We start from the raw sequence: 24,340 nt of genomic DNA, 5'->3' as shown, positions 1-24,340 counted from the left end.
CGAATGCGCCTCGGCGCTGACGAAGGGCCCGACCAGACGATTAAGAGGAAGAACTTCGATGGCAACGTACGCGATCGTCAAGACCGGCGGCAAGCAGTACAAGGTCGCTGAGGGCGACACTGTCAAGGTCGAGAAGATCGACGAGAAGGTCGGCTCCACGGTGAGCCTGCCGGTCGCGTTGGTCGTCGACGGCTCGACCCTGACCACCGACGCCGACAAGCTGGCCAAGATCTCGGTCACCGGCGAGGTCGTGGAGCACGTCAAGGGCCCCAAGATCCGCATTCACAAGTTCAAGAACAAGACCGGCTACCACAAGCGCCAGGGTCACCGTCAGAAGCTGACGGTCCTGAAGGTCACCGGCATCAAGTAGTTCGACAAGCTTCGCGAAGACCTCAGGAGGACTGACACATGGCACATAAGAAGGGCGCATCCAGCTCCCGCAACGGTCGCGATTCCAATGCCCAGCGACTCGGCGTGAAGCGCTTCGGTGGCCAGCAGGTGAGCGCAGGAGAGATCCTCGTTCGTCAGCGCGGCACCAAGTTCCACCCCGGCGTGAACGTCGGCCGCGGTGGCGACGACACCCTGTTCGCGCTCGCCGCGGGCGCGGTGGAGTTCGGCAGCAAGCGTGGCCGCAAGACGGTCAACATCGTCCCGGAAACCGCTCAGGTCTGACCCGAGCACTCCGGCACGACAAGCCTTTTCGCAGGGCGGGCAGGGTCATCACGTACCCGGCCCGCCCTGTTCTTTTTTGACGGAAGAAGGATTCGATGTCACGGTTCGTCGACCGCGTGACCATTCACGTCGCGGCGGGCAACGGTGGCCACGGCTGCGCGTCGGTTCACCGGGAGAAGTTCAAGCCTCTCGGCGGCCCGGACGGCGGCAACGGCGGCAACGGCGGGTCGGTGACGCTCGTCGTCGACCCGCAGGTGCACACTCTGCTCGATTTCCACTTCCGTCCGCATGCGAAGGCCGGCAACGGCAAGCCCGGCGCCGGCGACAACCGCGACGGTGCCATGGGCGAGGATCTCGTCCTCAAGGTGCCCGACGGCACCGTCGTCCTCGACGAAAACGGCACCATCCTCGCCGACCTCGTCGGCACCGGTACGACCTTCGAAGCCGCTCAGGGCGGCCGCGGTGGCCTCGGCAACGCCTCGCTCGCGTCGAAGGCCCGCAAGGCCCCCGGTTTCGCGCTCCTGGGTGAGGAGGGCCAGCAGCGTTCCCTCGTCCTCGAGCTGAAGTCGGTGGCCGACGTCGGCCTCGTCGGTTTCCCGTCGGCGGGCAAGTCGTCGCTCGTGTCGGTGCTGTCGGCGGCCAAGCCGAAGATCGCCGACTACCCGTTCACCACTCTCGTGCCGAACCTCGGTGTGGTGCAGACCGCCGGTGACGTGTTCACCATCGCCGATGTGCCGGGTCTGATCCCGGGCGCCTCGACCGGTCGTGGTCTCGGACTGGAGTTCTTGCGGCACCTCGAGAGGTGCGCCGTTCTCGCGCACGTCGTCGACTGCGCGACCCTCGAGCCCGGCCGCGACCCGGTGTCCGACATCGACGCCCTCGAAGCCGAACTGGCTGCGTACAAGCCGGCTCTCGACGCCGACCACGGCCTCGGTGACCTGGCCGAGCGGCCGCGTGTGGTCATCCTCAACAAGGTGGACGTCCCCGACGCCGCCGAACTCGCCGATCTCGTGGAACCCGAACTGGCCGAACGCGGTTGGCCGGTGTTCCGGATCTCGGCGGTGGCCCATGAGGGTCTGCGCGAACTGACCTTCGCGCTGGCGAAGATGGTGCGCGAATACCGGGAGGCGCAGCCGGAGAAGACGCCTCGCCGGGCGATCATCCGGCCGAAGGCCGTCGACGACACCGGTTTCACCATCGTCCGCGACCCCGAGATCGAGGGCGGCTTCATCGTCTACGGCACGCGCCCGGAGCGCTGGATCGCCCAGACGCAGTTCGACAACGACGAGGCCGTTGGCTACCTGGCCGACCGCCTCAACCGCCTCGGCGTCGAAGACGAACTGGTGAAGATGGGTGCCGAGCCCGGCGCCCCGGTCACCATCGGTGCGGTCACCTTCGACTGGGAGCCGAGCACGCCCATGGGCGACGAGGTCCCGGTCACCGGACGCGGCACCGACATCCGACTCGACCGCAACGACCGCGTGGGCGCCCACGAACGCAAGCAGGCCCGCCGGCTGCGGCGCGGACTGCCCGTCGAGGACGGAGAGCAGGACAAGTCGTGACCGCGGAGGCCGGCATCGAGGTGCGGGGCGTGCGGGAGCAGATCGCGCACGCGCGCAGCATTGTGGTGAAGATCGGCTCGTCGGCGCTGACCGACCTGGCCGAGGGGCTCGACCGGGACCGGCTCGACGCCCTGGCGGACGCGCTCGAGGCGCGGATGCGCGCCGGGTCCGACGTCATCGTCGTGTCCTCGGGTGCGATCGGCGCGGGTATCGCCCCGCTCGGTCTCAAGAAGCGTCCGAAGGATCTCGCCACCAAACAGGCCGCGGCCAGCGTCGGACAACTCGCCCTGGCGCACGCCTGGGGGACGTCCTTCGCCCGCTACGGCCGCACCGTCGGGCAGGTCCTGTTGACCGCCGACGACATCTCGAACCGCTCGCATCACGCCAACGCCCAACGCACCCTTGATCGTCTGCGATCGCTCGGTGCGGTCGCCGTTGTCAACGAGAACGACACGGTCGCGACCAACGAGATCCGGTTCGGCGACAACGACCGGCTCGCCGCACTCGTCGCCCATCTCAGCGGCGCCGACGCTCTCGTGCTCCTCTCCGACGTCGACGGCCTGTACGACGGCGACCCCCGCAAGGTGGGCGTGGACGGTCGGCGTGCCCGTCTGATCCCCGAGGTGAACGGCCCCGAGGACCTCGACGGCGTCATCGCCGGGTCCGGGGGAGCGCTCGGCACCGGTGGGATGGCCTCGAAACTCGCCGCGGCCCGCCTGTCCGCCGACGCCGGTGTCCCGGTTCTGCTCGCCGCCGCATCGTCCGCCGCGCAAGCCCTGGCCGACGCCTCGGTGGGCACGGTGTTCGCCGCCCGCGAGGAGCGGTTGTCGGCTCGTCGCTTCTGGGTGCGTCATGCCGCCGACGCGCGGGGCAAGATCGTCCTCGACGACGGTGCGGTGGCGGCTGTATCCCGCAGGCGCCGTTCGCTTCTCGCTGCCGGCGTGGTCGGCGTCGAGGGCCGGTTCTTCGACGGCGATGTGGTCGAACTCGTCGACCAGCGGGGCGTCGTGAAGGCGCGCGGGGTCGCCTCCTACGACTTCGACGACGTCACCTCGATGATCGGTCGCCACACCGAGGAACTCCCGGCCGAACTGCAGCGGCCCGTCGTGCACGCCGACGATCTGGTCGTCGTCTCGCGCTGAGCGCTGCTTCCCGAGGATCAACCGGCCGCGAGTGCCGGCAGCACCACCCCGGCCCGATGGTCGATCTTGAGGGACGCCAGCTCGTCGGCGCGGGTGTGTCCGCGGTTGACGATGATCAACGGTTTGCCGGCCCGATGGGCCCGTCGCGCGAACCGCAGGCCGGACATGACCGTCAGCGACGATCCGACCACGAGTAGGGCATCCGCCCCGTCGACCGCCGAGAATGATTGCTCGACAAGAGGTTTCGGAACCGTCTCGCCGAAGTAGACGATGTCGGGTTTGAGGATGCCGCCGCAGTGCGGGCAGTCGATCATCCGGAACTCCGAGGTGTCGGAGAGCGTCGCGTCGGCGTCGGGTGCCACTTCGATGGCGCCACGCCCGGCGACGCGTTCGGCGAAGCCGGCGTTGATTTCCTCGAGCAGCTGTGCGAGACGGTGTCGAGAGATCCGCCAGTCACACGTCAGGCAGCGCACACGGCCGTAGCAGCCGTGTAGCTCCAGGACGCCTCTCGTCCCGGCCTTGGTGTGCAGCATGTCGACGTTCTGCGTGATCACCGTCGACACCCGACCCTGAGCCTGCAGGTCGGTCAGAGCGAGATGCGCGGGGTTGGGGAGGGCGGCGTCCATATGGCGCCAGCCGAGGTGATTACGCGCCCAGTAGTGCCGGCGGAACTCGGGGGAGGACAGGAACATCTCGAGGGTCATCGGCGTGCGCGGCGGCGACCCCGGGCTGCGATAGTCGGGGATGCCGGAGTCGGTGGAGATGCCCGCGCCGGTCAGGACCACGACCCGACGTCCGGCCAGGATGTCCGACGCGAGCTCGATACGCTCGGCGACGTCGTCGTCGAGCGGCGTGTGTTCGGCCGGGGCGTGGCCGAGCTGAAGACGAGTGCGCACCCTGCCCAGGATAGGCGCGACTCAGACCGCGTCGACCTGGTCCAGCGCCGCGGTGGTCTGCGCGACAAACCATCGTTCCCACCGGTCGGGGGTCCACCCCCGATCGCCGACGAGGCGGAGCCAGACGGTGCGCGAGGCGAGCATCCACATCGAGTCCACGTGCTCGTCGGCCGGCTCTTCTCCGAGGATCAGCGTGAGCGCCCAGCGCACCTCGGCCCAGCGGGTCTGTTCACGCTGGTCCCGCAGGATCGCCGCGTCGTCGTCGGTGACCGCGGCCTGGTCGAGAACGTGCTGGATGGCGGCCGACCGGAGGTGCGCGGCACTGAGCCAGCTCGCGGCGGCCCGGATGCGTGTGGCCCGATCGCCGTGTCCCATCGCCTGGTATTCGGCGGTCTCGCGGACCGGAACGGTCTCGTCGCGGCGCAGTGCCGAGACGATGCACGCGTCGAGCAGGTCGAGTTTGTCGGCGAACTGCCGGTAGACGGTGGGCCGTGTCAGCCCGGCGCGGGCCGCGACGGCGGCCATCGTCGTCGTCACCCAACCTTCCTGGCAGAACATGGTGGTGGCCCTGTCGATGACCAGGGTGCGATTCTCGCGGGCGCGTGTCATTCGTAAATCCGACGAGTAGGACCTGACCACGGGGATCATTCTAGACATAATTCGAAATACACGGTGTAATGCCAATTACGGGTGACCCGCTCCGGGTGACCACCACGGGCGGGAGCGGCCATGACCGGATTCGATGTACCGACGCGTTTGGGGCGCATACGCGTTCGCGACGTCGGCGAGGGACCGCCGGCGGTCCTGTGGCACAGCATGTTCGTCGATTCCGGAAGCTGGGATCGGATCGTTCCCGGGCTCGCGGCCCGACGACGGCTGTTCATCGTCGACGCCCCGTGGTGCGGTGCGAGCGAGAAGTCAGCCGCCGCCGCCGACATCGAGGCGTGTGCGGATGCCGCGCGGGAGATCATCGCGACGGTGGGGGATGTGTGCGGTGCCGAGGCCGTCGACTGGGTGGGCAACGCGTGGGGCGGTCACGTCGGCATGCATCTGGCCGCCGTCGAGCCGGAGCGGATCAACACACTGGTCGCGATGAGTGCGCCGACCCGTCCGATCGACCGGGCACTGCGGCGCCGGATCGGACTCCTGTTGCCGATGTACCGCGTCATCGGTGCGCGAGGCCCGGTGTGGTCGGCGATCTCGACCACGCTGTTCACCGACCGGACACGCAGCGACGATCCGGAGGCGATCGCGGTGTTGCGGCGCGGACTCCGGAATTCCGGGCGGTCGATGATCCCGGCCATCCGCACAGCCATCCTGAACCGTACGGACCTCACGTGGGCGGCTGCGCGGATCACCTGCCCGGTGCTGTTCGTGACGACCGACGACCGCGGCGAGTGGACACCCGAGGAGGCCCGCGAGGTCGCGGACAACATGCTCGATGCCCGCGAGGTCACCATCCGGGAGGCCCGGGTGATCCCGGCTCTCGAGCAGCCGGGCCAGACCGTTGACGCGGTGCTGGACTTCTGGGCGCAGAAGGCAGAAGAATCGCCACTCCCGACGACAACCGCTGATAGCTAGCGATTGCCACCGGAAGTGGCGATCCTGGTGGGTCTTCTCAGGGGGCCGATCAGGAGGCCGCGGTCTCCTCTATGGCATCCTCGGCATGCTTGCCGGCCGGCTGCGGCACGGCGACCAGCGGGTACACGCCGTTCTCGTCGTGCACCTCGGTGCCGACCACCGGGGGATTGAACACGCACAACATGCGCATCTGCGTGTCGGCGGTGACCGTGTGGCGCTCGTGGCCGTTGAGCAGGTACATCGTGCCGGGGGCCAGCGGATGGGTCTCACCGGTCTCCCGGTTGAGCAGGGTGCCGGTGCCCTCGACGAGCCAGACGGCCTCGATGTGGTTGGCGTAGTGGAACTCGTTCACGCTGCCGGCGTCGATGGTGGTCTCGTGGAACGAGAACCCCACGCCGTCACCGCCGAGGACGATGCGCTTGGAGCGCCAGTGGCCGTCGGCGACGTCGCGCTCGGTACCGGTGATTTCTTCGGTGGTTCGGACGATCATCCGATCACCTCCTTGACTGCGTCGGAAAGGATGGACAGGCCGCGGTCGAGGTCCTCGCGCGAGATGGTCAGCGGCGGAAGCAGCTTGACGACCTCATCGGAGGGACCCGACGTCTCGGCGAGCAACCCGGCACCGAAGGCCTGCGCACAGACCTTCCCGGCTGCCGTGTGGTCGTCGAACACCAGGCCGCGAACCATGCCGCGACCGCGGGTCGAGATGCCTTCGTATCGGTTGCAGAGGTCGGTGAAGACCTCGTTGATGCGCTCGCCCTTCGCGTGGATCTCACGGCTCAGGGTGTCGTCGGACCAGTAGGTCTCGATGGCCTTGGCGGCGGTGACGAAGGCGGGGTTGTTGCCGCGGAAGGTTCCGTTGTGTTCGCCGGGGGTCCAGACGTCGAGCTCCGGCTTGAACAGGGTCAATGCGAAAGGCAGACCATAGCCGCTGATCGACTTGGACAGGGTGACGATGTCGGGCTTGATGCCGGCTTCCTCGAACGAGAAGAACTCGCCGGTGCGGCCGCAGCCCATCTGGACGTCGTCGACGATCAGCAGGATCTCGCGACGCTGGCACAGGTCCGCCAGTGCGCGGAGCCACTCGGCGCGTGCGACGTTGACGCCGCCCTCACCCTGCACGGTCTCGACGATCACCGCGGCGGGGCGGTTGAGGCCGCTGCCCGAGTCGTCGAGAACACGCTCGAACCAGGCGAAGTCCTCCACGACGCCGCCGAAGTAGTTGTCGAACGGCATCGGGGTCGCGTGAACGAGGGGGATACCGGCACCGGCGCGCTTCATCGAGTTACCGGTCACCGACAGCGAACCCAGCGTCATGCCGTGGAAGGCGTTGGTGAAGCTGATGATCGACTCGCGACCGGTCACCTTGCGGGCCAACTTGAGTGCCGCCTCGACGGCGTTGGTGCCCGTCGGACCGGGGAACTGGATCTTGTAGTCGAGTCCGCGCGGCTCGAGGATGTGCTCGTTGAACTTCTCGATGAAGTTCCCCTTGGCGACGGTGGCCATGTCCAGGCCGTGGGTGATGCCGTCGGCCTCGATGTACTCGATCAGGGCCTTCTTCAGCACGTCGTTGTTGTGGCCGTAGTTCAGCGAACCGGCGCCGGCGAAGAAGTCCAGGTACTCCCGACCGTTCTGGTCGGTGATGTGGGAACCCTTGGCGGTGGTGAAGACCGCCGGCCAGTTGCGACAGTAGCTGCGCACCTCGGATTCGTGGGTGGTGAAGACGGAATCGTCAAAAGTCTTGTCGAGAAGTTGCATATCGGTGCTTCCTTCTTGTGTGACATCGTGAGTTCGGTGCCCGATGGCGATATGAACTCTAAAATTGGCGTCGCAGAGCGACGTTGCTATCTGTCAGTGCCAACGACGTTGGGGCACTGTGCATTCCGGACTCGGTCAGTAGAGACACGGCTCACGATCTCCGGTGCTGCGGGATCACGCGCGAGCTCAGGGCTCGGGGATCTCCGGTTCCAGCATGTAGAGGTCCTCGGGCTCGTGCGAGTCCGGAAAAGTGTTGGCGGCGAACAGATCACGGCGCTCGAAACGGAGTCCGCGAGCCTTTGCCACCGACTCGAACAGTCGCTGCGACGGGATGTTGTCGGGACTGATCGTGGTGTGCATCGCCACCATTCCGTGGCGGTTCACACGATCGAACAGGTGGTGCAGCATGGACCCGGCGACGCCGTGCCCACGCATCGAGTCGTCGACGGCGACCTGCCACACCATGAGGGTGGAGGGGTCGCTCTGGCGACGGTATCCGGTGACGAAACCGACTGGACGGCCGTCTATTTCGGCGACGATCGAGGTCTCGGCGAAGTCGTGGCACCACAGCACATAGGAGTACGACGAGTTGACGTCGAGAACCTTTGAATCCGAGGCGATTTCCCAGAGGCGAGTACCGTCGGCGACAGTCGGCATCCGATAGTCGACGGTGAGGACAGTTGTTGGGGCCGTTCTTGTTTGTGAAGGGCTCATAACGCTCTCGACGTTAACAACGGGTATCCGGGAAGTCACCCACCAGCAGAAATTGCCCCATCGAACCCCTACCTTCTACCTGCTCAGGCATGCAATGTGAAGTGGGTCACAACCGTGTCACCCGCACGTGTATTCGGGGGTTCGCGGAAGAGCAGAATGGCCCCATGACGAGGATCATCGCGGGTGAACTGCGGGGGAGACGGCTCCGCGTTCCGGACGAGGGAACTCGTCCCACATCCGACCGTGTGCGGGAGTCGGTCTTCAACATGCTCGATGCCCGATTCGATCTCGACGGGCTCTGGGTGCTGGATCTGTATGCCGGTTCAGGGGCCCTCGGCATCGAAGCCGTCTCTCGTGGCGCCGCCGGCGCCACCTTCGTCGACGCGGCTCGGAAGGCCGCCGGTGTGATCGGTGCCAACGTGAAGGCCTGTGGGATCGCCTCGTCGACCACCGTACTGACAAGATCGGTGTCTGCCTACCTGTCCTCGCCGCCGGAGCGGACGTACGACCTCGTCTTCTCCGACCCTCCGTACGCGGTCGACGCGGCGGCGCTGTCCGAGGATCTGATCAAGCTGGCCGAGACGCGACTCTCCGAGGATGCACTGGTGGTGGTGGAACGATCCGCCCGCTCGACCGGTGACATCTGGCCCGACGGCTTCGAGGTCGTCGTGAACAAGAACTACGGCGACACGCGCGTGGAGGTAGGGGAGTTCACCGGCGCCTGACACGTGAGGTGTCGGAGCCGGGTGTCGGGGACCTGACGGTAAGTTCGGGCCATGACGACGGCAGTGTGTCCCGGTTCCTTCGATCCCTTCACCCTCGGTCACCGCTATGTGGTCGAACGCGCCGCGGCGTGTTTCGACGAGGTGGTCATCACCGTGGTGGTCAACCCCAACAAGCGCGGGATGTTCAGTGTCGACGAGCGCATCGCGCTCATCGAGGAGGACTGCGCCGATCTGCCCGGTGTGCGGGTCGATCGCTGGGAAGGGCTTCTCGTCGACTATCTGAAGCAGGAGTCGATCCACACGATCGTCAAAGGGCTGCGTTCGGCGGTCGACTTCGACTACGAGGTCCCGATGGCCCAGATGAACCGCGCCCTCGCGGATGTGGAGACCGTCTTCCTCCTCACCGACCCCCGGTTCGCGCATGTGTCGAGCTCGCTCGTCAAGGAGGTGGCCAAGCTCGGCGGTGACGTCACACCGTTCTTGTCGTCGCACATCCACAAGAACCTGACCGCGAAACTCACCGGCGAGCGGTCCGTCTAGAAGATCACCTGCGAAAACCGCGACACACCCCACGCGCTTCACCAGTCACAGCCGCAACATTCGGCACAATAGTCACAGATTCACCAACTGTTGCAAACAGGCAAGCGCCGGATTGGGGTGGCTGTGTACCGGGTATTTGAGGCTCTCGACGAGCTCGTCGCGATTGTCGAGGAGGCGCGGAGTGTGCCGATGACCGCGGGCTGCGTCGTGCCGCGCGGTGACGTGCTCGAACTCCTCGACGACATCAAGGACTCCATCCCGGGCGAGCTCGACGACGCCCAGGACGTCCTCGATCAGCGCGACACCCTGATCGGTGACGCGCGTGAGCATGCGGAGACGACGGTCGCCAAGGCCGACTCCGAATCCGAGGCCGTGCTCGCACACGCCCGCGCCGAGGCCGACCGCATCCTGTCCGAGGCCAAGGCGCAGGCCGACCGCATGGTCGACGAGGCGAGCTCGCACTCGAACTCGCTTGTCGAGGACGCCTCCGAGGAGGCCCGCCGACTGCAGACCAGTGCCGCCCGCGAGTTCGAGGCCGTCACCGGTCGTGCACGCGCCGAGGCGCAGCGCACCATCGATGCGGCGAACAACACGTATGACAAGTCGGTGGCCGACGGCATCGCCGAACAGCAGCGCCTGGTCTCCGAGACCGAGGTCGTCGGCGCGGCCAAATCCGAGGCCGAGCGCATCATCGACGCGGCGCACGCCGAAGCCGATCGCCTGCGTGGCGACTGCGACGTGTACGTCGACGAGAAGCTGGCCCAGTTCGAGGAGATCCTCACCGGCACACTGCGTTCGGTGAACCGCGGACGCCATCAGCTGCGCACCGGCGCCGGCATGCACGACTACGTCGAATACCCGCGCAGCGTCGACGAACAGGCACGCGACTCCCGTGGCGACAACTCGCGTTCGCGTGAGACCTCGCCCCGGAATTCCTACGACCGTGACCAGGGTTCGCCGCTGGCGGTGTGACGCACCGGACGGCCGACCCGGCAGATGGCGTGGCGGCGGTCGATGATTCGTGATCGCGAGCGTATGGTGCAGTTTGTGTCTGATCATGCTGTGACATCAGAGCCGTCGCACGGACCCGATTCCGCGCCGCGGCGCGATCCATTCGTCCTCGACGTCCGGTCGCTGGGTCGTCGTCCGGGAACCATGTCCGAGGTGCACCGGACGGTGACCACCCCGGACAAGCTCGGGGTCGAGATGATCGGTATCCCGGCCGGCTCGGACGTCGACCTCGACCTCCGGCTCGAGTCGGTGAGCGAGGGAATCCTGGTGACCGGCACCGCGTGCGGCGAGACCGTCGGTCAGTGCTCGCGCTGCCTCGAGCCGATCGACGGCACGGTGACGGTGTTCCTCACCGAGCTGTTCGCGTACCCGGACAGCGTGACCCATCAGACCACCGAGGAAGACGACGTGCACCGGATCGTCGACGACCGCATCGATCTCGAACAGGCGATCATCGACGCGGTGGCGCTGGAACTGCCGATGTCGCCGCTGTGTTCGGAGGATTGCGAGGGGTTGTGCCAGGTGTGCGGCATCCGGCTCGCGGTCGCCGAACCCGGTCATGCGCACGAGCTGATCGATCCCCGATGGGCCGGTCTCGCGAACAAGTTCTCGGAGCTCGCGGAGGACGAGAAGTCCGACTCCGAGAAGAAGTCCGGCGCCGACCAGAACCCCGGCACGCAGGAACGTCGTGACTGAGACCATCCGCGATGACGGCCGTCGTGCCGCGCTGCTCGCCGCCCTCGACACCGACATCCCCGAAGACCTTCTGACGCTGGCGCTCACGCACCGCTCGTATGCCTACGAACACGGCGGTCTGCCGACCAACGAGCGCCTCGAATTCCTCGGCGACTCCGTACTGGGCGTGGTGATCACCGAACGCCTGTACCTGCACTTCCCCGACCGTCCCGAAGGTGAACTCGCGAAGATCCGCGCAAGCGTGGTGAACATGCACGCACTCGCCGACGTTGCCCGCGGCCTCGGCGACGAGGGCGGTCTGGGCAAGTACCTGTATCTCGGTCGCGGCGAGGAGATGACCGGCGGGCGCGACAAGGACTCCATCCTCGCCGACGGGCTCGAGTCCCTGTTCGGCGCCGTGTTTCTCAGCCACGGACTGGAGACCTCGCAGCGGATCATCCTGCGTCTCTTCGACGAACGCATCGAGAAGGCCGGACAGCTCGGTGCCGGTCTGGACTGGAAGACCTCGCTGCAGGAGCTGAGCTCCGAACGCGGCTACGGCCCACCGCAGTACCAGATCTCGTCCACCGGACCGGACCACAACAAGGAATTCACCGCGATCGCGATGATCGCGGGGGAGAACCTCGGTGAGGGCGTCGGACGCACCAAGAAAGAGGCCGAGCAGCAGGCAGCGGCCCACGCGTGGAAAGCGCTCACCGAGCGCGCGGAGGCGTCGTCGTGACGTCGGCCTCGTCGTGAACTCGACCGGGCATGCCTGAACTCCCCGAGGTCGAGACCGTCCGCATGGGCCTCGAGAAGCATCTGACCGGGCGGACGGTGACCGCGGTCGAGGTCCTCCATCCCCGTGCCGCCCGTCGCCACGTCGGCGGCGAACCCGATCTGATCGGTCGCCTGGCGGGCAAACACGTCACCGGGGTGCGTCGTCGCGGCAAGTACATGTGGATCGACGTCGCCGACGACACCGACCGTGCCGCTCTTGTCGTCCATCTCGGTATGAGTGGTCAGATGCTCATCGCCCGCGACGGGGCGCCCGATCACACCCACCTCCGGATCCGCGCAATCCTCGACGACGACAACGAACTGCGTTTCGTCGATCAGCGCACCTTCGGTGGCTGGCATCTCGACGACTATGCGGTCTCCGATGACGCCGCCGACATCCCGGTGTCGGTGGCACACATCGCCCCCGACCCCTTCGACCCGGCCTTCGACGCTGCGGCCGTCGTATCGCGTATGCGCGCCAAACACTCCGAGATCAAACGGGTCCTGCTCGACCAGACCGTCATCTCCGGCGTCGGCAACATCTACGCCGACGAGGCGCTGTGGCGCGCCCGGCTGCACGGTAGACGCATCGCCGAGACGATCTCGCGCAAGAAGCTGCTCGAACTGATCGACGCCGCCACCGCGGTGATGACCGAGGCGGTCGAGGTCGGCGGCACCTCGTTCGACGCGCTGTACGTGAACGTCAACGGCCAGTCGGGGTACTTCGAACGGTCTTTGAATGCCTATGGGCGCGAAGGACAGCCGTGCCGCCGCTGCGGGGCCATCATGCGCCGGGAATCTTTCATGAACCGCAGCTCTTATTTCTGCCCGAAGTGTCAGAGACCGCCGAGACGCGGGAGCGACGCCGCTCGGTAGCGGATGGCTCCTTGTCTGTGTCGCTGACGCTGTCTCCGCTCGACGGTGCCCGGCTTTCTTGCCGGTGCGGTCCGGGCGGAGCTGCGAGAGTCGGAAACCGTGATGGTGAACGGGATTCCGAGGTGAAGCCGGCGAATCGTCGGGACCTGTGGCGGAATGTGCCGTCGAATCTGGCGCCGGCGGTGGTGGCGATGACCGACATGGTGCACGACGGGATTGCGATGCCTGATCTCGCACCGGGAGCCGAGATCTTGATCCATACCGTTGAAGGTGAGGAACCTGCTCACCTCGATGATGGGCCGGCACTGTCGGAGGCCGGGTTGGAGGAGGCGCACTGCGGTGCTGCGGATCGGAAGGCGTTGTCCAGCAGGGTTTCCGGCGCACCGGGAAAGTTGGCGTTGTGCGGAAGCTGTCACCGTGGGTTGCATCGGGGTGAATTCAGTATCACTGGCCATGGCTCGCAACGGTTTTCGTTCCACATACCAAGTGGTTCGGTGATCGAGGTGAGCCCATCGACACGCGCGCCAGGACTGTGGCAGCCGGACAGGCGGATCGCGGCGGAGGCGACGGTGCCGGCGGGTGGCGGCAAGCTCGACCTCGGATATGCGACCGAGGTGATCTACGCGGTGTGGGAATGGAAGGAACGCAACGCAAGCACGGAGTCGGCAGCGGCCTGACGGCCCGTGGCGACCGGCTCGGGAATTCATTTCGATCCACGGCTCTTACTATGGTCAGCGGTGCCAGCGCCGCCCCGCCGCCTGAGAGGACTCATCCCAGCATGACGATCGAACAGAACACCGCCGCCCCGGCCGCGACCGCGGAGCCCGCGCACACCGACCTCTGGGTCGAGCGCACCGGGACCCGGCTCTACACGGGGCGCAGTTCACGGGGTGCCGAGGTGAAAATCGGTTCGCAGGACGTCGACGGGGTCTTCACCCCGGGCGAACTGCTCAAGATCGCGCTCGCGGCCTGCACCGGCATGTCGTCGGACCGACCGCTGTCGCGCCGCCTCGGTGATGACTACGACGCCACCATCCGCGTCAGCGGTGACGCCGACCGTGAGAACGAGGTGTACCCGCGGATCGAGGAGATCCTCGAGGTCGATCTCTCCGAACTCGACCCCGACGCCGCGCAGCGCCTGCTCGTCGTCGTCGAGCGGGCCATCGACGCGGTGTGCACCGTCGGCCGCACCATCAAGGCCGGCGCCGAGGTCGACCTGAAGATCGAGACGGACTGACACGATGACCACCGACACGGTCCGGCTGTCCGCATTCGTGCACGGACACGTCCAGGGCGTGGGCTTCCGATGGTGGACGCGGTCGCGGGCGCTGGAGCTCGGTCTGGTCGGTTACGCGTCCAATCAGGCCGACGGACGGGTGCACGTGGTGGCCGAGGGACCCCGCGACAAAGTGCTGGCACTGCTCGACGCGCTGCGGTCCGGTGAGACCCCGGGCCGGGTGGATCTGGTCGTCGACAGCCTCGAGGCGGCGCGCGGAGACCTGACCGGCTTCGTCGAGAGGTGAGCGCTGAACGGTGAGCGCTCCCCGAAACACGTCGCGATGGTGAGTAGTCTGTACCGTCGTGCACCTCAAAAGCCTGACCCTGAAGGGCTTCAAGTCGTTCGCCTCGGCGACGACCCTGCGCTTCGAGCCGGGTATCACGTGCGTCGTCGGTCCCAACGGCTCGGGTAAGTCCAACGTCGTCGACGCCCTGACCTGGGTCATGGGCGAACAGGGCGCCAAGGCGCTGCGTGGCGGGAAGATGCAGGACGTGATCTTCGCCGGCACCTCCGGACGTCCGCCGCTGGGACGTGCGGAGGTCACGCTCACCATCGACAACGCCGACGGCGCCCTCCCGATCGAGTACTCCGAGGTCTCGATCACCCGCCGCATGTTCCGCGACGGCGCCGGCGAGTACGAGATCAACGGCAACACCTGCCGCCTCATGGACGTGCAGGAACTGCTCTCCGACTCCGGTATCGGCCGCGAGATGCACGTCATCGTCGGCCAGGGTCGTCTGTCGGCGATCCTCGAGTCGCGTCCCGAGGACCGTCGTGCGTTCATCGAGGAGGCCGCAGGCGTCCTCAAGCACCGCAAACGCAAGGAAAAGGCGGTCCGCAAGCTCGACGCGATGCAGGCCAACCTGGCGCGGCTGACCGACCTCACGGCCGAGCTTCGACGCCAGCTCAAGCCGCTCGGCCGGCAGGCCGAGGTCGCCCGCCGGGCACAGACCGTGCAGGCCGATCTCCGCGACGCCCGGCTGCGCCTCGCCGCCGACGACCTGGTGATCCGCCGAGCCGAGATGGCCGAGCACGCCGCCGTCGAGGACGAGGTCCGGCGCCGCCAGGACGAGGTGGCCGAGCAACTCGACGAGGCCAACGCGCAGGTCACCCAACACGAACAGCATCTCGCCGAGGTCACCCCGGCCGCCGCGGCCGCGAGCCGCGCGTGGTTCCGGCTGTCGGCGCTCGCCGAACGCGTCGACGCGACCCGTCGGGTCGCCGCCGAACGCAGCCGCTACCTGAGCGAGGCCACCGCCGAGGCCACCGGCCCCGATCCCGAGGAACTCGAGGAACAGGCCCTCGAAGCCGCCGAACTCGAGGCCGAGCTCACCGAGGGCGTCGAGATCGCCGCCGAACAGCTCGAGACGGCCCGCGAGGTGCTCCGGGAACGCGAGTCGATCGCCGAGGCGGCGGAAGCCGCACATCTGGCCGCCGTCCAGGCCATCGCCGACCGTCGAGAGGGGCTGGCCCGTCTCGAGGGTCAGGTCGACAACCTGCGGACGCGGTCGGAGTCGACCGACGCCGAGGCCGACCGTCTGACGGCCGCCATCGCACACGCCACCGAGCGCGCGGAAAATGCTGCATCGCAACAGGATTCGGCAGCCGGTGAACTCGCGCAGCTGGAGGCCTCCGAGCAGGCCCTCGACGAACACCACGAGCGGTGCGTCGCCGCTCTGAACTTGTCCAACGAACGTGTCGCGACCCTGCAGGCCGAGCACCGCGAAGCCGAGCAGTCCATCGCCTCGCTGTCGGCACGCGTCGAGGCCCTCGCCATGGGTCTGGAACGCAACGACGGCGGCGCCTGGCTGCTCGACCACGCGCCCGACGGCCTGCTCGGGCCGATGTCGGAGCTGCTCACCGTCGAGCCCGGCTTCGAGACCGCCATCGCCGGTGCCCTCGGCCCCGCGGTCGACGGCATCGTCACCGTCGACGGCATGGCGGCCGTCCGAGCCCTCGAAGCCCTCAAATCCGGCGACGGGGGACGGGCCGCGCTGATCTGCGGCGGCCTCACCGAGCCCGTACGGCAACGCGACGTCGCCCTTCCCGACGGCGCTCGCTGGGCTGCTTCCGCGGTGACCTGCGGGCCGGAGATCCGCAACGCGATCGACACCGTCCTCGCCGACACCGTTGTCGTCGACGACCCCGCCCAGGGACTCGAGATCGCCCGCCGCCTCGGCGTGCGGGTGGTCACGCATGCCGGCGACCGGATCGGACCCGCGTCGATCGAGGGCGGTTCGTCGCGCCGACCGTCGACGCTCGAGGTGCAGTCGGCCATCGACGCCGCGACCGAGGAACTCGCCGCCACCCGGCGCCGCGTCGAAGAACTGGAAGCCGCACTCGACGGTGCCCTCACCGAGCAGCGCGAGCGGCGGGAAGCAGCAGAGGAGGCGCTCGCCGCGCTGCACGAATCGGATTCCAGCGTCGGCGCCGCCTACGAGCAGATGGCCCGACTAGGTCACGAGATCCGCACCGCCCGTGCGGAGGCGGATCGCTTCACGCGTCAGCGCAACCTGTTGGAGAAGAACCGCGCAGAGACCCTGGAGTCCCTCCACGAACTCGAGGAGCGCCTACGGCTCGCCCGTGACGAATCGGATTCGGGACCGGAGATGGCGGCCGACGACTCGGAACGGTCCACGGCCGCGGCGGCGGTCGGGATCGCGCGCGGCACCGAGATGGAGGCTCGTCTGGCGCTACGGACCGCCGAGGAACGCCTCGCCTCGGTGCGCGGCAAGGCCGACTCCCTGCGGCGCGCCGCCCAGCGTGAGCGCGAGGCCCGGGAACGGGCGCGTCGTCAGGACGAGATCCGCCGGCAGGCCGCGGGTGTCGCGGCGGCGGTCGAACGGGCCGGTGCCCAGGTCGCCGAACGACTCGCATCCGCCGTCGCATCGGCGCAGACAGGTCGCGACGAACTCGAGGAGATCCGGATCGCGCGGTCGGCGACCCTCGATGAACTGCGCGTACGGGCCGGCGAGCTGACAACCACGCTGAACTCGTTGCGCGACACCGTGCATCGCGACGAGGTCGCGCGTGCGCAGGTGGCGCTGCGGATCGAGCAGCTCGAGGAGCAGATCCTCGATACGTTCGCGATGTCGCCCGACGACCTGATCGCCGAATACGGTCCCGATGTCCCGATGCCGCCCTCGGCCCTGGAGATGCAGGAGTACGAGGAGGCCAAGGCGCGCGGCGAACAGGTGGTGGCACCGGCGCCCATGCCGTATGACCGCGCCACGCAAGAGGCGCGCGCGAAGAAGGCGCAGAAGGACCTCAACACCCTCGGCAAGGTCAACCCCCTCGCGCTCGAGGAGTTCGCTGCCCTGGAAGAGCGCTACAACTTCCTGTCCTCACAGCTCGAGGACGTCAAGGGCGCCCGCAAGGACCTGCTCGACGTGGTCGAGGAGGTGGACGCCCGCATCCTGCAGGTGTTCACCGAGGCCTACTCCGACGTCGAGCGCGAGTTCGGTCAGGTCTTCGAGACGCTGTTCCCCGGCGGCGAGGGACGGCTCGTGCTGACCGAGCCGAACGACATGCTGACCACCGGCATCGAGGTGGAGGCCCGGCCACCGGGTAAGAAGGTGAAGAGGCTGTCGCTGCTGTCGGGCGGGGAGAAGTCCCTGACCGCGGTCGCGATGCTCGTGGCGATCTTCCGCGCCCGCCCGTCGCCGTTCTACGTCATGGACGAGGTCGAGGCGGCGCTCGACGACACCAACCTGCGCCGGCTCATCAAGCTGTTCGAGCAGTTGCGGGAGAAGTCGCAGCTGATCGTCATCACACATCAGAAGCCCACGATGCAGATCGCCGACGCCCTCTACGGCGTCAGCATGCGCGGGGACGGCATCACGACCGTCATCTCGCAACGCATGCGCGGCGTCAACATGCCCGTGGCTCAACAGGAGGACACCAGCCAGTGAACACCGGAATCATCATCGGGATCGTCATCGCGGTGGTCGTCATCGCCGCGCTGATCGCGCTCGGACTGGTGCTGGCGCGTCGTCGTCGCATCTCGCTGTCCGATACCAAGACGCAGCCGGAGATCGTCGACGGCACCACGCGTCAGGTCGACCGGTCCGGGGGCTACCAGGCGGGGTCGGGCTTCAGTTTCAGTCGCGGTGACACAGCCCTCGCCGAACCGCCGGCCCGCAAGCCGGAACCGCCGCGCAAGCCGCAGCCCGAGCCCGAGCCGCCGGTCCAGCCGGTCGAGGAGCGCACCGACGTCGACGGCCAGCCCACGGTCGGCGACGACGCCGCGGTGCCGCGCGACTCCCACCGCCGCGGGATCACCGAGGTGTCCCTACCGGACGTGATCGAGCCGGCCGAGGCAGAACCCGAGACCACCGAGCCCGAGACGACCGAGCCGGAGGCAAAGGTCGCAGAGCCGGAGGCGAAGGTCGCAGAGCCGGAAACGGTGGCGCCGGAGGCGGCCGAGGCCCCGGTCGTCGAGGAGCCGGTCATCGAGCCGCCGGTCGTCGAAGAGCCGGTTGTCGACGCCCCCGAGACCGCGACCCCCGAGACCGCGGCCCCCGACGATGCATCGGGCGCGGTGGCGGTACCGCCGCGCGAGGAGATCGCGCCGACTGCCGGGCGGCTGGGCAAGCTGCGCGGACGGCTGTCGCGGTCGCAGGGGGCGATCGGCAAGAGCGTGCTCGGCCTGCTCGGTGCCGGCGACCTCGACGAGGACAGCTGGGAGGAGATCGAGGACACCCTGCTGATGGCCGACCTCGGGACGGCAACCACGATGACCGTCGTCGAGAACCTCCGTACCGAACTGGCCGCCAACCCGGTGAAGAACGCGGGGGAGGCTCGGGCACTGCTGAAGCGCGTGCTCGTCGAGCAGCTCGATCCGACCCTCGACCGGTCGATCCGTGCGCTGCCGCATGCGGGCCGTCCGGCCGTCGTGCTCGTGGTCGGGGTCAACGGCACCGGCAAGACCACGACGACGGGCAAGCTGGCCCGCGTCCTGGTGGCCGACGGGCGTCGCGTGCTGCTGGGTGCCGCCGACACCTTCCGTGCGGCCGCCGCCGACCAGCTGCAGACCTGGGGTGAGCGGGTCGGTGCGGAGATCGTGCGCGGCAAGGAGCAGGCCGATCCGGCCGCGGTGGCGTTCGACGCGGTCGACCGCGGTATCGCCACGGGCGTCGACGTCGTCATGATCGACACCGCCGGCCGCCTGCACACCAAGACCGGTCTGATGGACGAGCTGGGCAAGGTCAAGCGCGTGGTTGAGAAGAAGGCGCCCGTCGACGAGGTGTTGCTCGTGCTCGACGCCACCGTCGGCCAGAACGGCCTGATGCAGGCGCGCGTGTTCGCCGAGGTCGTCGACATCACCGGGGTGGTGCTGACCAAGCTCGACGGCACGGCCAAGGGTGGCATCGTCTTCCACGTCCAGAAGGAGCTCGGCGTGCCGGTGAAACTGGTCGGTCTGGGGGAGGGCGCGGACGATCTGGCCCCCTTCGAGCCGGAGGCCTTCGTCGACGCACTGCTGTGAGACCCCTGCTGTGAGAACCCGCCGATGGTCGCCCGCACTGGTGTGAAATCGATTCGCGATCGGCAACCTCGGGCTAGAAGTGCTCCGACGAAACTGAGACGGCCCTCAGAAGCGTCCTCGCGATTTACCTGAGCGAAATATAAATCGTTCATCGGGTTACGTGCCCGAAACGTGAAGGCACCACTGCTGAAACCGAGTGCCGACAGTCTCTTTGGAGGCGCCGAGCCGTCGGCGCATCCTGAGGAGGTTTCTACAGTGGTTTTGGCGCTGCCAGAAGAAGCGTTCGGCGCATTCGACACCGGCGACACCGCGTGGATCGTCACGAGCGCCGCGTTGGTGCTGTTGATGACACCCGGACTCGCGTTCTTCTATGGCGGACTCGCTCGAGGCAAGTCCGTGCTCAACATGATGATGATGTCCTTCATCTCGCTGGCCACCGTCAGCGTCGTGTACGTCCTCTGGGGCTTCTCGATGGCTTTCGGCAACGGCATCACCGGGGATGACGACATCGCCGGTCTGTTCTCGAACCCGTTCGCGCTCTTCGGGTCCGGCCAGCTGGCCGACGTGATCCCCGGCCCGGACGACACCGAACTGGTCGTGACCGGCGGTATGACGATCCCGTCCTTCGTGTTCATGGGCTTCCAGCTCACGTTCGCGGTGATCACCGTGGCCCTCATCTCGGGCGCGCTCGCCGAGCGCGTCAAGTTCGCCACCTGGACGGTCTTCACAGTCATCTGGGCGACCGTCGTGTACTTCCCGCTCTCCCACATGGTCTGGGGTGGCGGCATCATGTCGGGTGCCGAGAACGGCTTCGCGTCGTGGATGTTCGGCAGCACCGACGGTGAGGCCAACGTCGCACCGATCGACTTCGCCGGCGGCACCGTGGTCCACATCAACGCAGGTATGGCAGCACTGGTCCTGGCCCTGGTCGTCGGCGCCCGCGCCGGATTCGGCCGCACCGCCTACCGTCCGCACAACATCCCGTTCGTCATGCTCGGCGCCGCACTCCTGTGGTTCGGCTGGTTCGGCTTCAACGCCGGTTCCGAGCTCGCGGCCGACGCCGTGACCGGTCTGGTCTGGGTCAACACCACCGCTGCCACCGCTGCCGCGATGATCGGCTGGCTCGCAGTCGAGCTCGTCCGCGACAAGCACGCCACCAGCGTCGGCGCCGCGTCGGGCATCGTGGCCGGCCTGGTCGCGATCACCCCGGCCTGTGGTGCGCTGACCCCCGTCGGCTCGCTGATCCTGGGTGTCATCGCCGGTGCCCTGGCTGCCCTCGCCATCGGCATGAAGAACAAGTTCGGCTACGACGACTCGCTCGACGTCGTCGGCGTCCACCTGGTCGCCGGCCTCTGGGGCACCGTCGGAATCGGCTTCCTGGCCAAGGACGTCGGCCTCTTCTGGGGTGGCGACTACAAGCAGCTGGTCGTGCAGGTCGTGATCGCGCTGTTCGCCCTCGTGTTCACCGGTGTCCTGACCGCGATCATCGCCTTCGCCCTCAAGCCGCTCGGCTGGCGCGTCAGCGATGAGGACGAGAAGAGCGGCATCGACGAGGCAGAACACGCTGAGACTGCCTACGAGCTGGCATGACGCTCGAGCCAAATCGCTACTACGCTGACACCCGTGGAGAGGGATAACAAATGAAGCTGATCACTGCAATCGTCAAGCCGTTCACGCTCGAGGACGTCAAGGCCGGCCTGGAGCAGGCGGGAATCCTGGGCATGACCGTCAGCGAGGTCCAGGGCTACGGACGCCAGAAGGGCCACACCGAGGTCTACCGCGGCGCCGAGTACTCGGTCGACTTCGTGCCCAAGGTCCGTGTCGAGGTCGTCGTGGACGACTCGGCCGTGGACAAGGTCGTCGATGTGATCGTCGAGGCCGCGCGTACCGGCAAGATCGGTGACGGCAAGGTGTGGGTTTCGCCGGTCGAGTCGGTGGTGCGGGTCCGCACCGGCGAGCGCGGCGGCGACGCTCTGTAAGTGAGCTCGTGCCCTTTCTGAACCCCAGCGCGGCCCCGCGTTCGACAATGAGTCGGGCGCGGGGCCGCACCGTTCAACCCCCGAGACCGAGGAGCCTCCCGTAGCCGCCACCGACCTGGCCAAGACCCGCCGGCAGCTCACCGAGTCGAGCCGGAACGGGAAACTCGACGCACCGGCGCTCCGCCAGGTGCTCGTCGACCTGCACGAGTTCTGGCTGACCAGCAAGGGCGCCGAACTCGGCATCAAGCCCCACAGCGGATTCGCGATCGTCGCGGTCGGCGGTCTGGGACGCGGCGAACTGCTGCCGTACTCCGACCTCGACCTGATCCTGCTGCACGACGACATGCCCGTCGAGCGGGTGTCCGAGGTCGCCGACGGACTCTGGTATCCGTTGTGGGACGCCAACATCCCGCTCGATCACAGCGTCCGGACGGTACCGCAGGCACTGCAGGTCGCCGGCGAGGACGTGACCGCAGCCCTGGGCCTTCTCGAGGCCCGCCACATCGCCGGCGACGAGGACCTGTCGAGCCTGTTGATCGGTGGCGTACGCCAGCAGTGGCGCAACGACATCCGTAATCGTTTCCCCGAGGTCGTCGCCCACGCGCAGGACCGCTGGCGTCGCGCCGGTGACATCGCGCACCGCGCCGAACCCGATCTGAAGAACGGTCGGGGAGGGCTACGGGACGTACAACTCCTCGGCGCCCTGGCGATCGCCCAGCTGACCGACGGGATGGCCAGCCTCCGACCGGATTCGCCCGGTGCCGGACCACAGGTCGCCTACCAGCGACTGCTCGACATCCGGACCGAGCTGCACCGCACGGCCGGCCGGCCGCGCGAGCAGGTACGCGCGCAGGACGCCGACGAGATCGGCGCCGCACTGCGGATCGGGGACCGGTTCGACCTGGCGCGCGTCATCAGTGACTCCGCCCGAACCATCAGCTATTCCATCGACGTCGGTCTGCGGACGGCGGGCAACGCCCTCCCACGGCGTGGGCTGGCCAAGCTGCGTCGTTCCCCGCTGCGTCGTCCGCTCGACGAGGGCGTGGTCGAGCACAGCGGTGAGATCGTGTTGGCGCGCAACGCGATTCCGAGCAAGGACCCCGGACTCATCCTCCGCGTGGCCGCCGCCTCGGCGCGGACGGGCCTGCCGATCAGCGCATCGACCCTGAGCCGACTGGCCGACTACGCACCGGAGCTGCGGGAGCCGTGGCCGGCCGAGGCGCGCAGCGACCTGCTGGTCCTGCTCAGCTCGGGCCACCACATGGTCGACCCCATCGAGGCGCTCGACCGCACCGGGCTCTGGGGTCGGCTGCTCCCGGAATGGGGTGCGGTGCGCGACCTCCCGCCGCGCGATGCGATCCACACCTGGACCGTCGATCGTCACCTCGTGGAGACCGCGGCCTATGCGTCTTCGATGACGACGCGGGTCTCGCGGCCCGATCTCCTCGTCCTCGGAGCGCTCATCCACGACCTCGGCAAGGGGCGCGGTGCCGACCACAGCATCGTCGGCGCCGAACTCGCGGTCCAGATCGGCAACCGGTTCGGTCTGTGGCCGCAGGACGTGACGATCCTGTCCGACATGGTGCGGCATCACCTCCTGCTGCCGCAGGTCGCGACGCGACGCGACCTCGACGACCCGGCCACCGCCGAATTCGTCGCGACCACACTGGGTCACAACCGGGTGCTGCTGGAACTCCTTGCGGCACTGGCCGAAGCGGATTCGCGGGCGACCGGACCCGGCGTGTGGGGGGAGTGGAAGGCGTCACTCATCGGCGAGCTCGTCCGGCGGTCCATGCGCCACATCGACGGCATCCCACCGGCCGTGCCCGAGCCGTTGACCCCCGAGCAGCTGGCGATCGCCGCCGAGGGGGACTTCGCGGTTCGGCTCGTGCGCGCCGACGGTCAGCACACCTACGACGTCACGATGGTGGCGCCGGATCAGCCCGGGCTGCTGTCGAAGATGGCCGGGGTGCTCGCGCTCGGCGGTCTGCGCTCGCACAAGGCCTGCGCCCAGAGCCACGACGGCAAGGCGATCAACTCCTTCATCGTCGTGCCGATGTTCGGCAGTCCGCCCGACGCGGGTCTGCTCCGCCAGCAACTCATCGCCTCGGTGAACGGCAAGATCGACGTCCTCGCGCGCCTCGACGCGCGCGAGCGGGATTCACCGATACCCACGATCGCCTCGGTCAGCACCCTGCCCGGGACGATGGTGAGCCTCGGGGCGAGTGCAGGCAGCACCGATCCCGACGTCGACGGCGCCGGTCACCCGAAGAACGCCGTGCCCGCGCTGTTCGCGGTCGCGCCGCCGCGGGTCACCTGGCTCGACGCCCCGGAGCCCGACGCCGCCGAGGGTGCGGTGCTGCTCGAGGTCCGGTCCGACGACCGGATCGGGCTGTTGAGCCGGGTGAGTTCGGTCCTGGAGAGGAACGGCGCCGACATCCGGTGGGCGAAGGTCTCGACCCTGGGTGCGACCGTCGTCGACATCTTCAGCCTGCGACTGGCAGAGGACACCGAGCAGATGCGTGCGGCGCTCACCGACGCGATCATCGCGGTGTGCCCGCCGCCGCAGCCCAAGCGCGACGAGGAGGACGGGCCGCAGACGCCCGGCGGGACGGGACGGTCCGGAGTGCCGATCTCCTAAATGGAATGACCGGGGAACCACATG

23 protein-coding genes and 1 pseudogene are annotated in these 24,340 nt (G+C 67.9%); 19 read left to right on the top strand and 5 right to left on the bottom strand.

Translation table 11 applies throughout. The annotated features are described in order from the left end of the window. The first annotated feature begins 58 nt into the window (after window positions 1-58). The 4 genes from rplU (at window position 59) to proB (ending at window position 3,376) form a co-directional block, all read left to right on the top strand. The gene (rplU, locus tag OK17_RS02515) at window positions 59-370 is read left to right on the top strand and encodes a 50S ribosomal protein L21 (RefSeq protein WP_005198945.1); all 312 of its coding nucleotides are present in this window, start codon (window positions 59-61) and stop codon (window positions 368-370) included. Window positions 371-408: 38 nt separating this feature from the next. After that, a complete protein-coding gene (gene rpmA / locus OK17_RS02510) occupies window positions 409-672 on the top strand; it encodes a 50S ribosomal protein L27 (RefSeq protein WP_005198946.1) in 264 nt (87 codons plus the stop codon). Between the two features lie 95 nt (window positions 673-767). Then, window positions 768-2,234 carry a GTPase ObgE gene (obgE, locus tag OK17_RS02505; RefSeq protein ID WP_232719068.1) on the top strand — a complete coding sequence of 489 codons (1,467 nt, stop codon included), beginning with the start codon at window positions 768-770 and terminating at the stop codon, window positions 2,232-2,234. Then, on the top strand, window positions 2,231-3,376 hold the full coding sequence (gene proB, locus OK17_RS02500) for a glutamate 5-kinase (protein WP_232719067.1): 1,146 nt from the start codon (window positions 2,231-2,233) through the stop codon (window positions 3,374-3,376). Before obgE ends, proB begins: the two co-directional genes overlap by 4 nt. A 17-nt stretch (window positions 3,377-3,393) precedes the next feature. Here the strand turns inward: proB and OK17_RS02495 are convergent, their stop codons facing one another. Continuing rightward, a complete protein-coding gene (locus OK17_RS02495) occupies window positions 3,394-4,272 on the bottom strand; it encodes an NAD-dependent protein deacetylase (protein WP_461416568.1) in 879 nt (292 codons plus the stop codon). Window positions 4,273-4,293: 21 nt separating this feature from the next. Beyond that, entirely contained in the window at window positions 4,294-4,881 is a 588-nt protein-coding gene (locus OK17_RS02490) for a TetR/AcrR family transcriptional regulator (protein WP_232719054.1), read from the bottom strand. Window positions 4,882-5,001: 120 nt separating this feature from the next. On the opposite strand from OK17_RS02490, the gene OK17_RS02485 reads away from it, so the two are divergent. Further along, a complete protein-coding gene (locus tag OK17_RS02485) occupies window positions 5,002-5,853 on the top strand; it encodes an alpha/beta fold hydrolase (protein WP_461416567.1) in 852 nt (283 codons plus the stop codon). Between the two features lie 49 nt (window positions 5,854-5,902). Here OK17_RS02485 and OK17_RS02480 read toward each other — a convergent pair whose 3' ends face one another. From OK17_RS02480 to ectA, 3 genes are all read right to left on the bottom strand, one after another. Beyond that, window positions 5,903-6,343, bottom strand: a complete 441-nt coding sequence (locus tag OK17_RS02480; RefSeq protein ID WP_232719051.1) for an ectoine synthase — start codon at window positions 6,341-6,343, stop codon at window positions 5,903-5,905. After that, the gene (gene ectB, locus OK17_RS02475; RefSeq protein ID WP_232719049.1) at window positions 6,340-7,611 is read right to left on the bottom strand and encodes a diaminobutyrate--2-oxoglutarate transaminase; all 1,272 of its coding nucleotides are present in this window, start codon (window positions 7,609-7,611) and stop codon (window positions 6,340-6,342) included. Before ectB ends, OK17_RS02480 begins: the two co-directional genes overlap by 4 nt. 186 nt (window positions 7,612-7,797) lie before the next feature. Further along, window positions 7,798-8,325: a diaminobutyrate acetyltransferase gene (gene ectA / locus OK17_RS02470; protein ID WP_461416566.1), complete on the bottom strand. Its 528-nt coding sequence runs from the start codon at window positions 8,323-8,325 to the stop codon at window positions 7,798-7,800. Window positions 8,326-8,489: 164 nt separating this feature from the next. Between ectA and rsmD the strand changes: the two genes are divergently transcribed. From rsmD to OK17_RS02400, 14 genes and pseudogenes are all read left to right on the top strand, one after another. Further along, entirely contained in the window at window positions 8,490-9,050 is a 561-nt protein-coding gene (gene rsmD / locus OK17_RS02465; RefSeq protein ID WP_232719045.1) for a 16S rRNA (guanine(966)-N(2))-methyltransferase RsmD, read from the top strand. Between the two features lie 51 nt (window positions 9,051-9,101). Beyond that, window positions 9,102-9,590, top strand: coding sequence for a pantetheine-phosphate adenylyltransferase (gene coaD / locus OK17_RS02460; protein WP_232719044.1), 489 nt, complete (start codon window positions 9,102-9,104; stop codon window positions 9,588-9,590). Between the two features lie 123 nt (window positions 9,591-9,713). Continuing rightward, the gene (locus OK17_RS02455) at window positions 9,714-10,562 is read left to right on the top strand and encodes a DivIVA domain-containing protein (protein WP_232719042.1); all 849 of its coding nucleotides are present in this window, start codon (window positions 9,714-9,716) and stop codon (window positions 10,560-10,562) included. Window positions 10,563-10,604: 42 nt separating this feature from the next. Continuing rightward, on the top strand, window positions 10,605-11,297 hold the full coding sequence (locus OK17_RS02450) for a YceD family protein (RefSeq protein ID WP_232719041.1): 693 nt from the start codon (window positions 10,605-10,607) through the stop codon (window positions 11,295-11,297). Then, window positions 11,290-12,018 carry a ribonuclease III gene (gene rnc / locus OK17_RS02445; RefSeq protein WP_232719039.1) on the top strand — a complete coding sequence of 243 codons (729 nt, stop codon included), beginning with the start codon at window positions 11,290-11,292 and terminating at the stop codon, window positions 12,016-12,018. Before OK17_RS02450 ends, rnc begins: the two co-directional genes overlap by 8 nt. 29 nt (window positions 12,019-12,047) lie before the next feature. Continuing rightward, window positions 12,048-12,932, top strand: coding sequence for a bifunctional DNA-formamidopyrimidine glycosylase/DNA-(apurinic or apyrimidinic site) lyase (gene mutM / locus OK17_RS02440; RefSeq protein WP_232719037.1), 885 nt, complete (start codon window positions 12,048-12,050; stop codon window positions 12,930-12,932). After that, window positions 12,902-13,609: pseudogene (locus OK17_RS02435) on the top strand (HNH endonuclease); the annotation flags it as partial. The gene mutM and the pseudogene OK17_RS02435, both read left to right, overlap by 31 nt. Window positions 13,610-13,710: 101 nt before the next feature. Then, window positions 13,711-14,169 carry an OsmC family protein gene (locus OK17_RS02430; protein ID WP_461416565.1) on the top strand — a complete coding sequence of 153 codons (459 nt, stop codon included), beginning with the start codon at window positions 13,711-13,713 and terminating at the stop codon, window positions 14,167-14,169. A gap of 4 nt (window positions 14,170-14,173) precedes the next feature. Then, window positions 14,174-14,455 carry an acylphosphatase gene (locus OK17_RS02425; protein ID WP_461416564.1) on the top strand — a complete coding sequence of 94 codons (282 nt, stop codon included), beginning with the start codon at window positions 14,174-14,176 and terminating at the stop codon, window positions 14,453-14,455. 58 nt (window positions 14,456-14,513) lie between these two features. Continuing rightward, a complete protein-coding gene (gene smc / locus OK17_RS02420; protein ID WP_461416563.1) occupies window positions 14,514-18,122 on the top strand; it encodes a chromosome segregation protein SMC in 3,609 nt (1,202 codons plus the stop codon). Beyond that, complete coding sequence (gene ftsY, locus OK17_RS02415) at window positions 18,119-19,696, top strand: signal recognition particle-docking protein FtsY (RefSeq protein WP_461416562.1); 1,578 nt, start codon at window positions 18,119-18,121, stop codon at window positions 19,694-19,696. Before smc ends, ftsY begins: the two co-directional genes overlap by 4 nt. Before the next feature lie 255 nt (window positions 19,697-19,951). Next, a complete protein-coding gene (locus OK17_RS02410; RefSeq protein ID WP_232719031.1) occupies window positions 19,952-21,286 on the top strand; it encodes an ammonium transporter in 1,335 nt (444 codons plus the stop codon). A 50-nt stretch (window positions 21,287-21,336) separates the two neighbouring features. Beyond that, window positions 21,337-21,675 carry a P-II family nitrogen regulator gene (locus OK17_RS02405; protein WP_005198965.1) on the top strand — a complete coding sequence of 113 codons (339 nt, stop codon included), beginning with the start codon at window positions 21,337-21,339 and terminating at the stop codon, window positions 21,673-21,675. Window positions 21,676-21,790: 115 nt separating this feature from the next. After that, on the top strand, window positions 21,791-24,316 hold the full coding sequence (locus tag OK17_RS02400; RefSeq protein ID WP_461416614.1) for a [protein-PII] uridylyltransferase: 2,526 nt from the start codon (window positions 21,791-21,793) through the stop codon (window positions 24,314-24,316). Window positions 24,317-24,340 lie beyond the last annotated feature (24 nt).

The sequence above is a fragment of the Gordonia sp. GN26 genome, assembly GCF_054823965.1.
The sequence above is the reverse complement of the archived record's forward strand: the minus strand, read 5'-3'. Positions and strand labels throughout refer to the sequence as shown.

Bases quoted from the DNA above. Each gene is read 5' to 3' on its own strand.
- OK17_RS02485 (WP_461416567.1), top strand. From the start codon at position 5,002: ATGACCGGATTCGATGTACCGACGCGTTTGGGGCGCATACGCGTTCGC.
- rsmD (WP_232719045.1), top strand. From the start codon at position 8,490: ATGACGAGGATCATCGCGGGTGAACTGCGGGGGAGACGGCTCCGCGTT.
- OK17_RS02490 (WP_232719054.1), bottom strand. From the start codon at position 4,881: ATGACACGCGCCCGCGAGAATCGCACCCTGGTCATCGACAGGGCCACC.
- ectB (WP_232719049.1), bottom strand. From the start codon at position 7,611: ATGCAACTTCTCGACAAGACTTTTGACGATTCCGTCTTCACCACCCAC.
- OK17_RS02405 (WP_005198965.1), top strand. From the start codon at position 21,337: ATGAAGCTGATCACTGCAATCGTCAAGCCGTTCACGCTCGAGGACGTC.
- ectA (WP_461416566.1), bottom strand. From the start codon at position 8,325: ATGAGCCCTTCACAAACAAGAACGGCCCCAACAACTGTCCTCACCGTC.
- rplU (WP_005198945.1), top strand. From the start codon at position 59: ATGGCAACGTACGCGATCGTCAAGACCGGCGGCAAGCAGTACAAGGTC.
- rpmA (WP_005198946.1), top strand. From the start codon at position 409: ATGGCACATAAGAAGGGCGCATCCAGCTCCCGCAACGGTCGCGATTCC.
- OK17_RS02450 (WP_232719041.1), top strand. From the start codon at position 10,605: ATGATTCGTGATCGCGAGCGTATGGTGCAGTTTGTGTCTGATCATGCT.
- mutM (WP_232719037.1), top strand. From the start codon at position 12,048: ATGCCTGAACTCCCCGAGGTCGAGACCGTCCGCATGGGCCTCGAGAAG.
- OK17_RS02480 (WP_232719051.1), bottom strand. From the start codon at position 6,343: ATGATCGTCCGAACCACCGAAGAAATCACCGGTACCGAGCGCGACGTC.
- OK17_RS02430 (WP_461416565.1), top strand. From the start codon at position 13,711: ATGACGATCGAACAGAACACCGCCGCCCCGGCCGCGACCGCGGAGCCC.
- obgE (WP_232719068.1), top strand. From the start codon at position 768: ATGTCACGGTTCGTCGACCGCGTGACCATTCACGTCGCGGCGGGCAAC.
- OK17_RS02425 (WP_461416564.1), top strand. From the start codon at position 14,174: ATGACCACCGACACGGTCCGGCTGTCCGCATTCGTGCACGGACACGTC.
- coaD (WP_232719044.1), top strand. From the start codon at position 9,102: ATGACGACGGCAGTGTGTCCCGGTTCCTTCGATCCCTTCACCCTCGGT.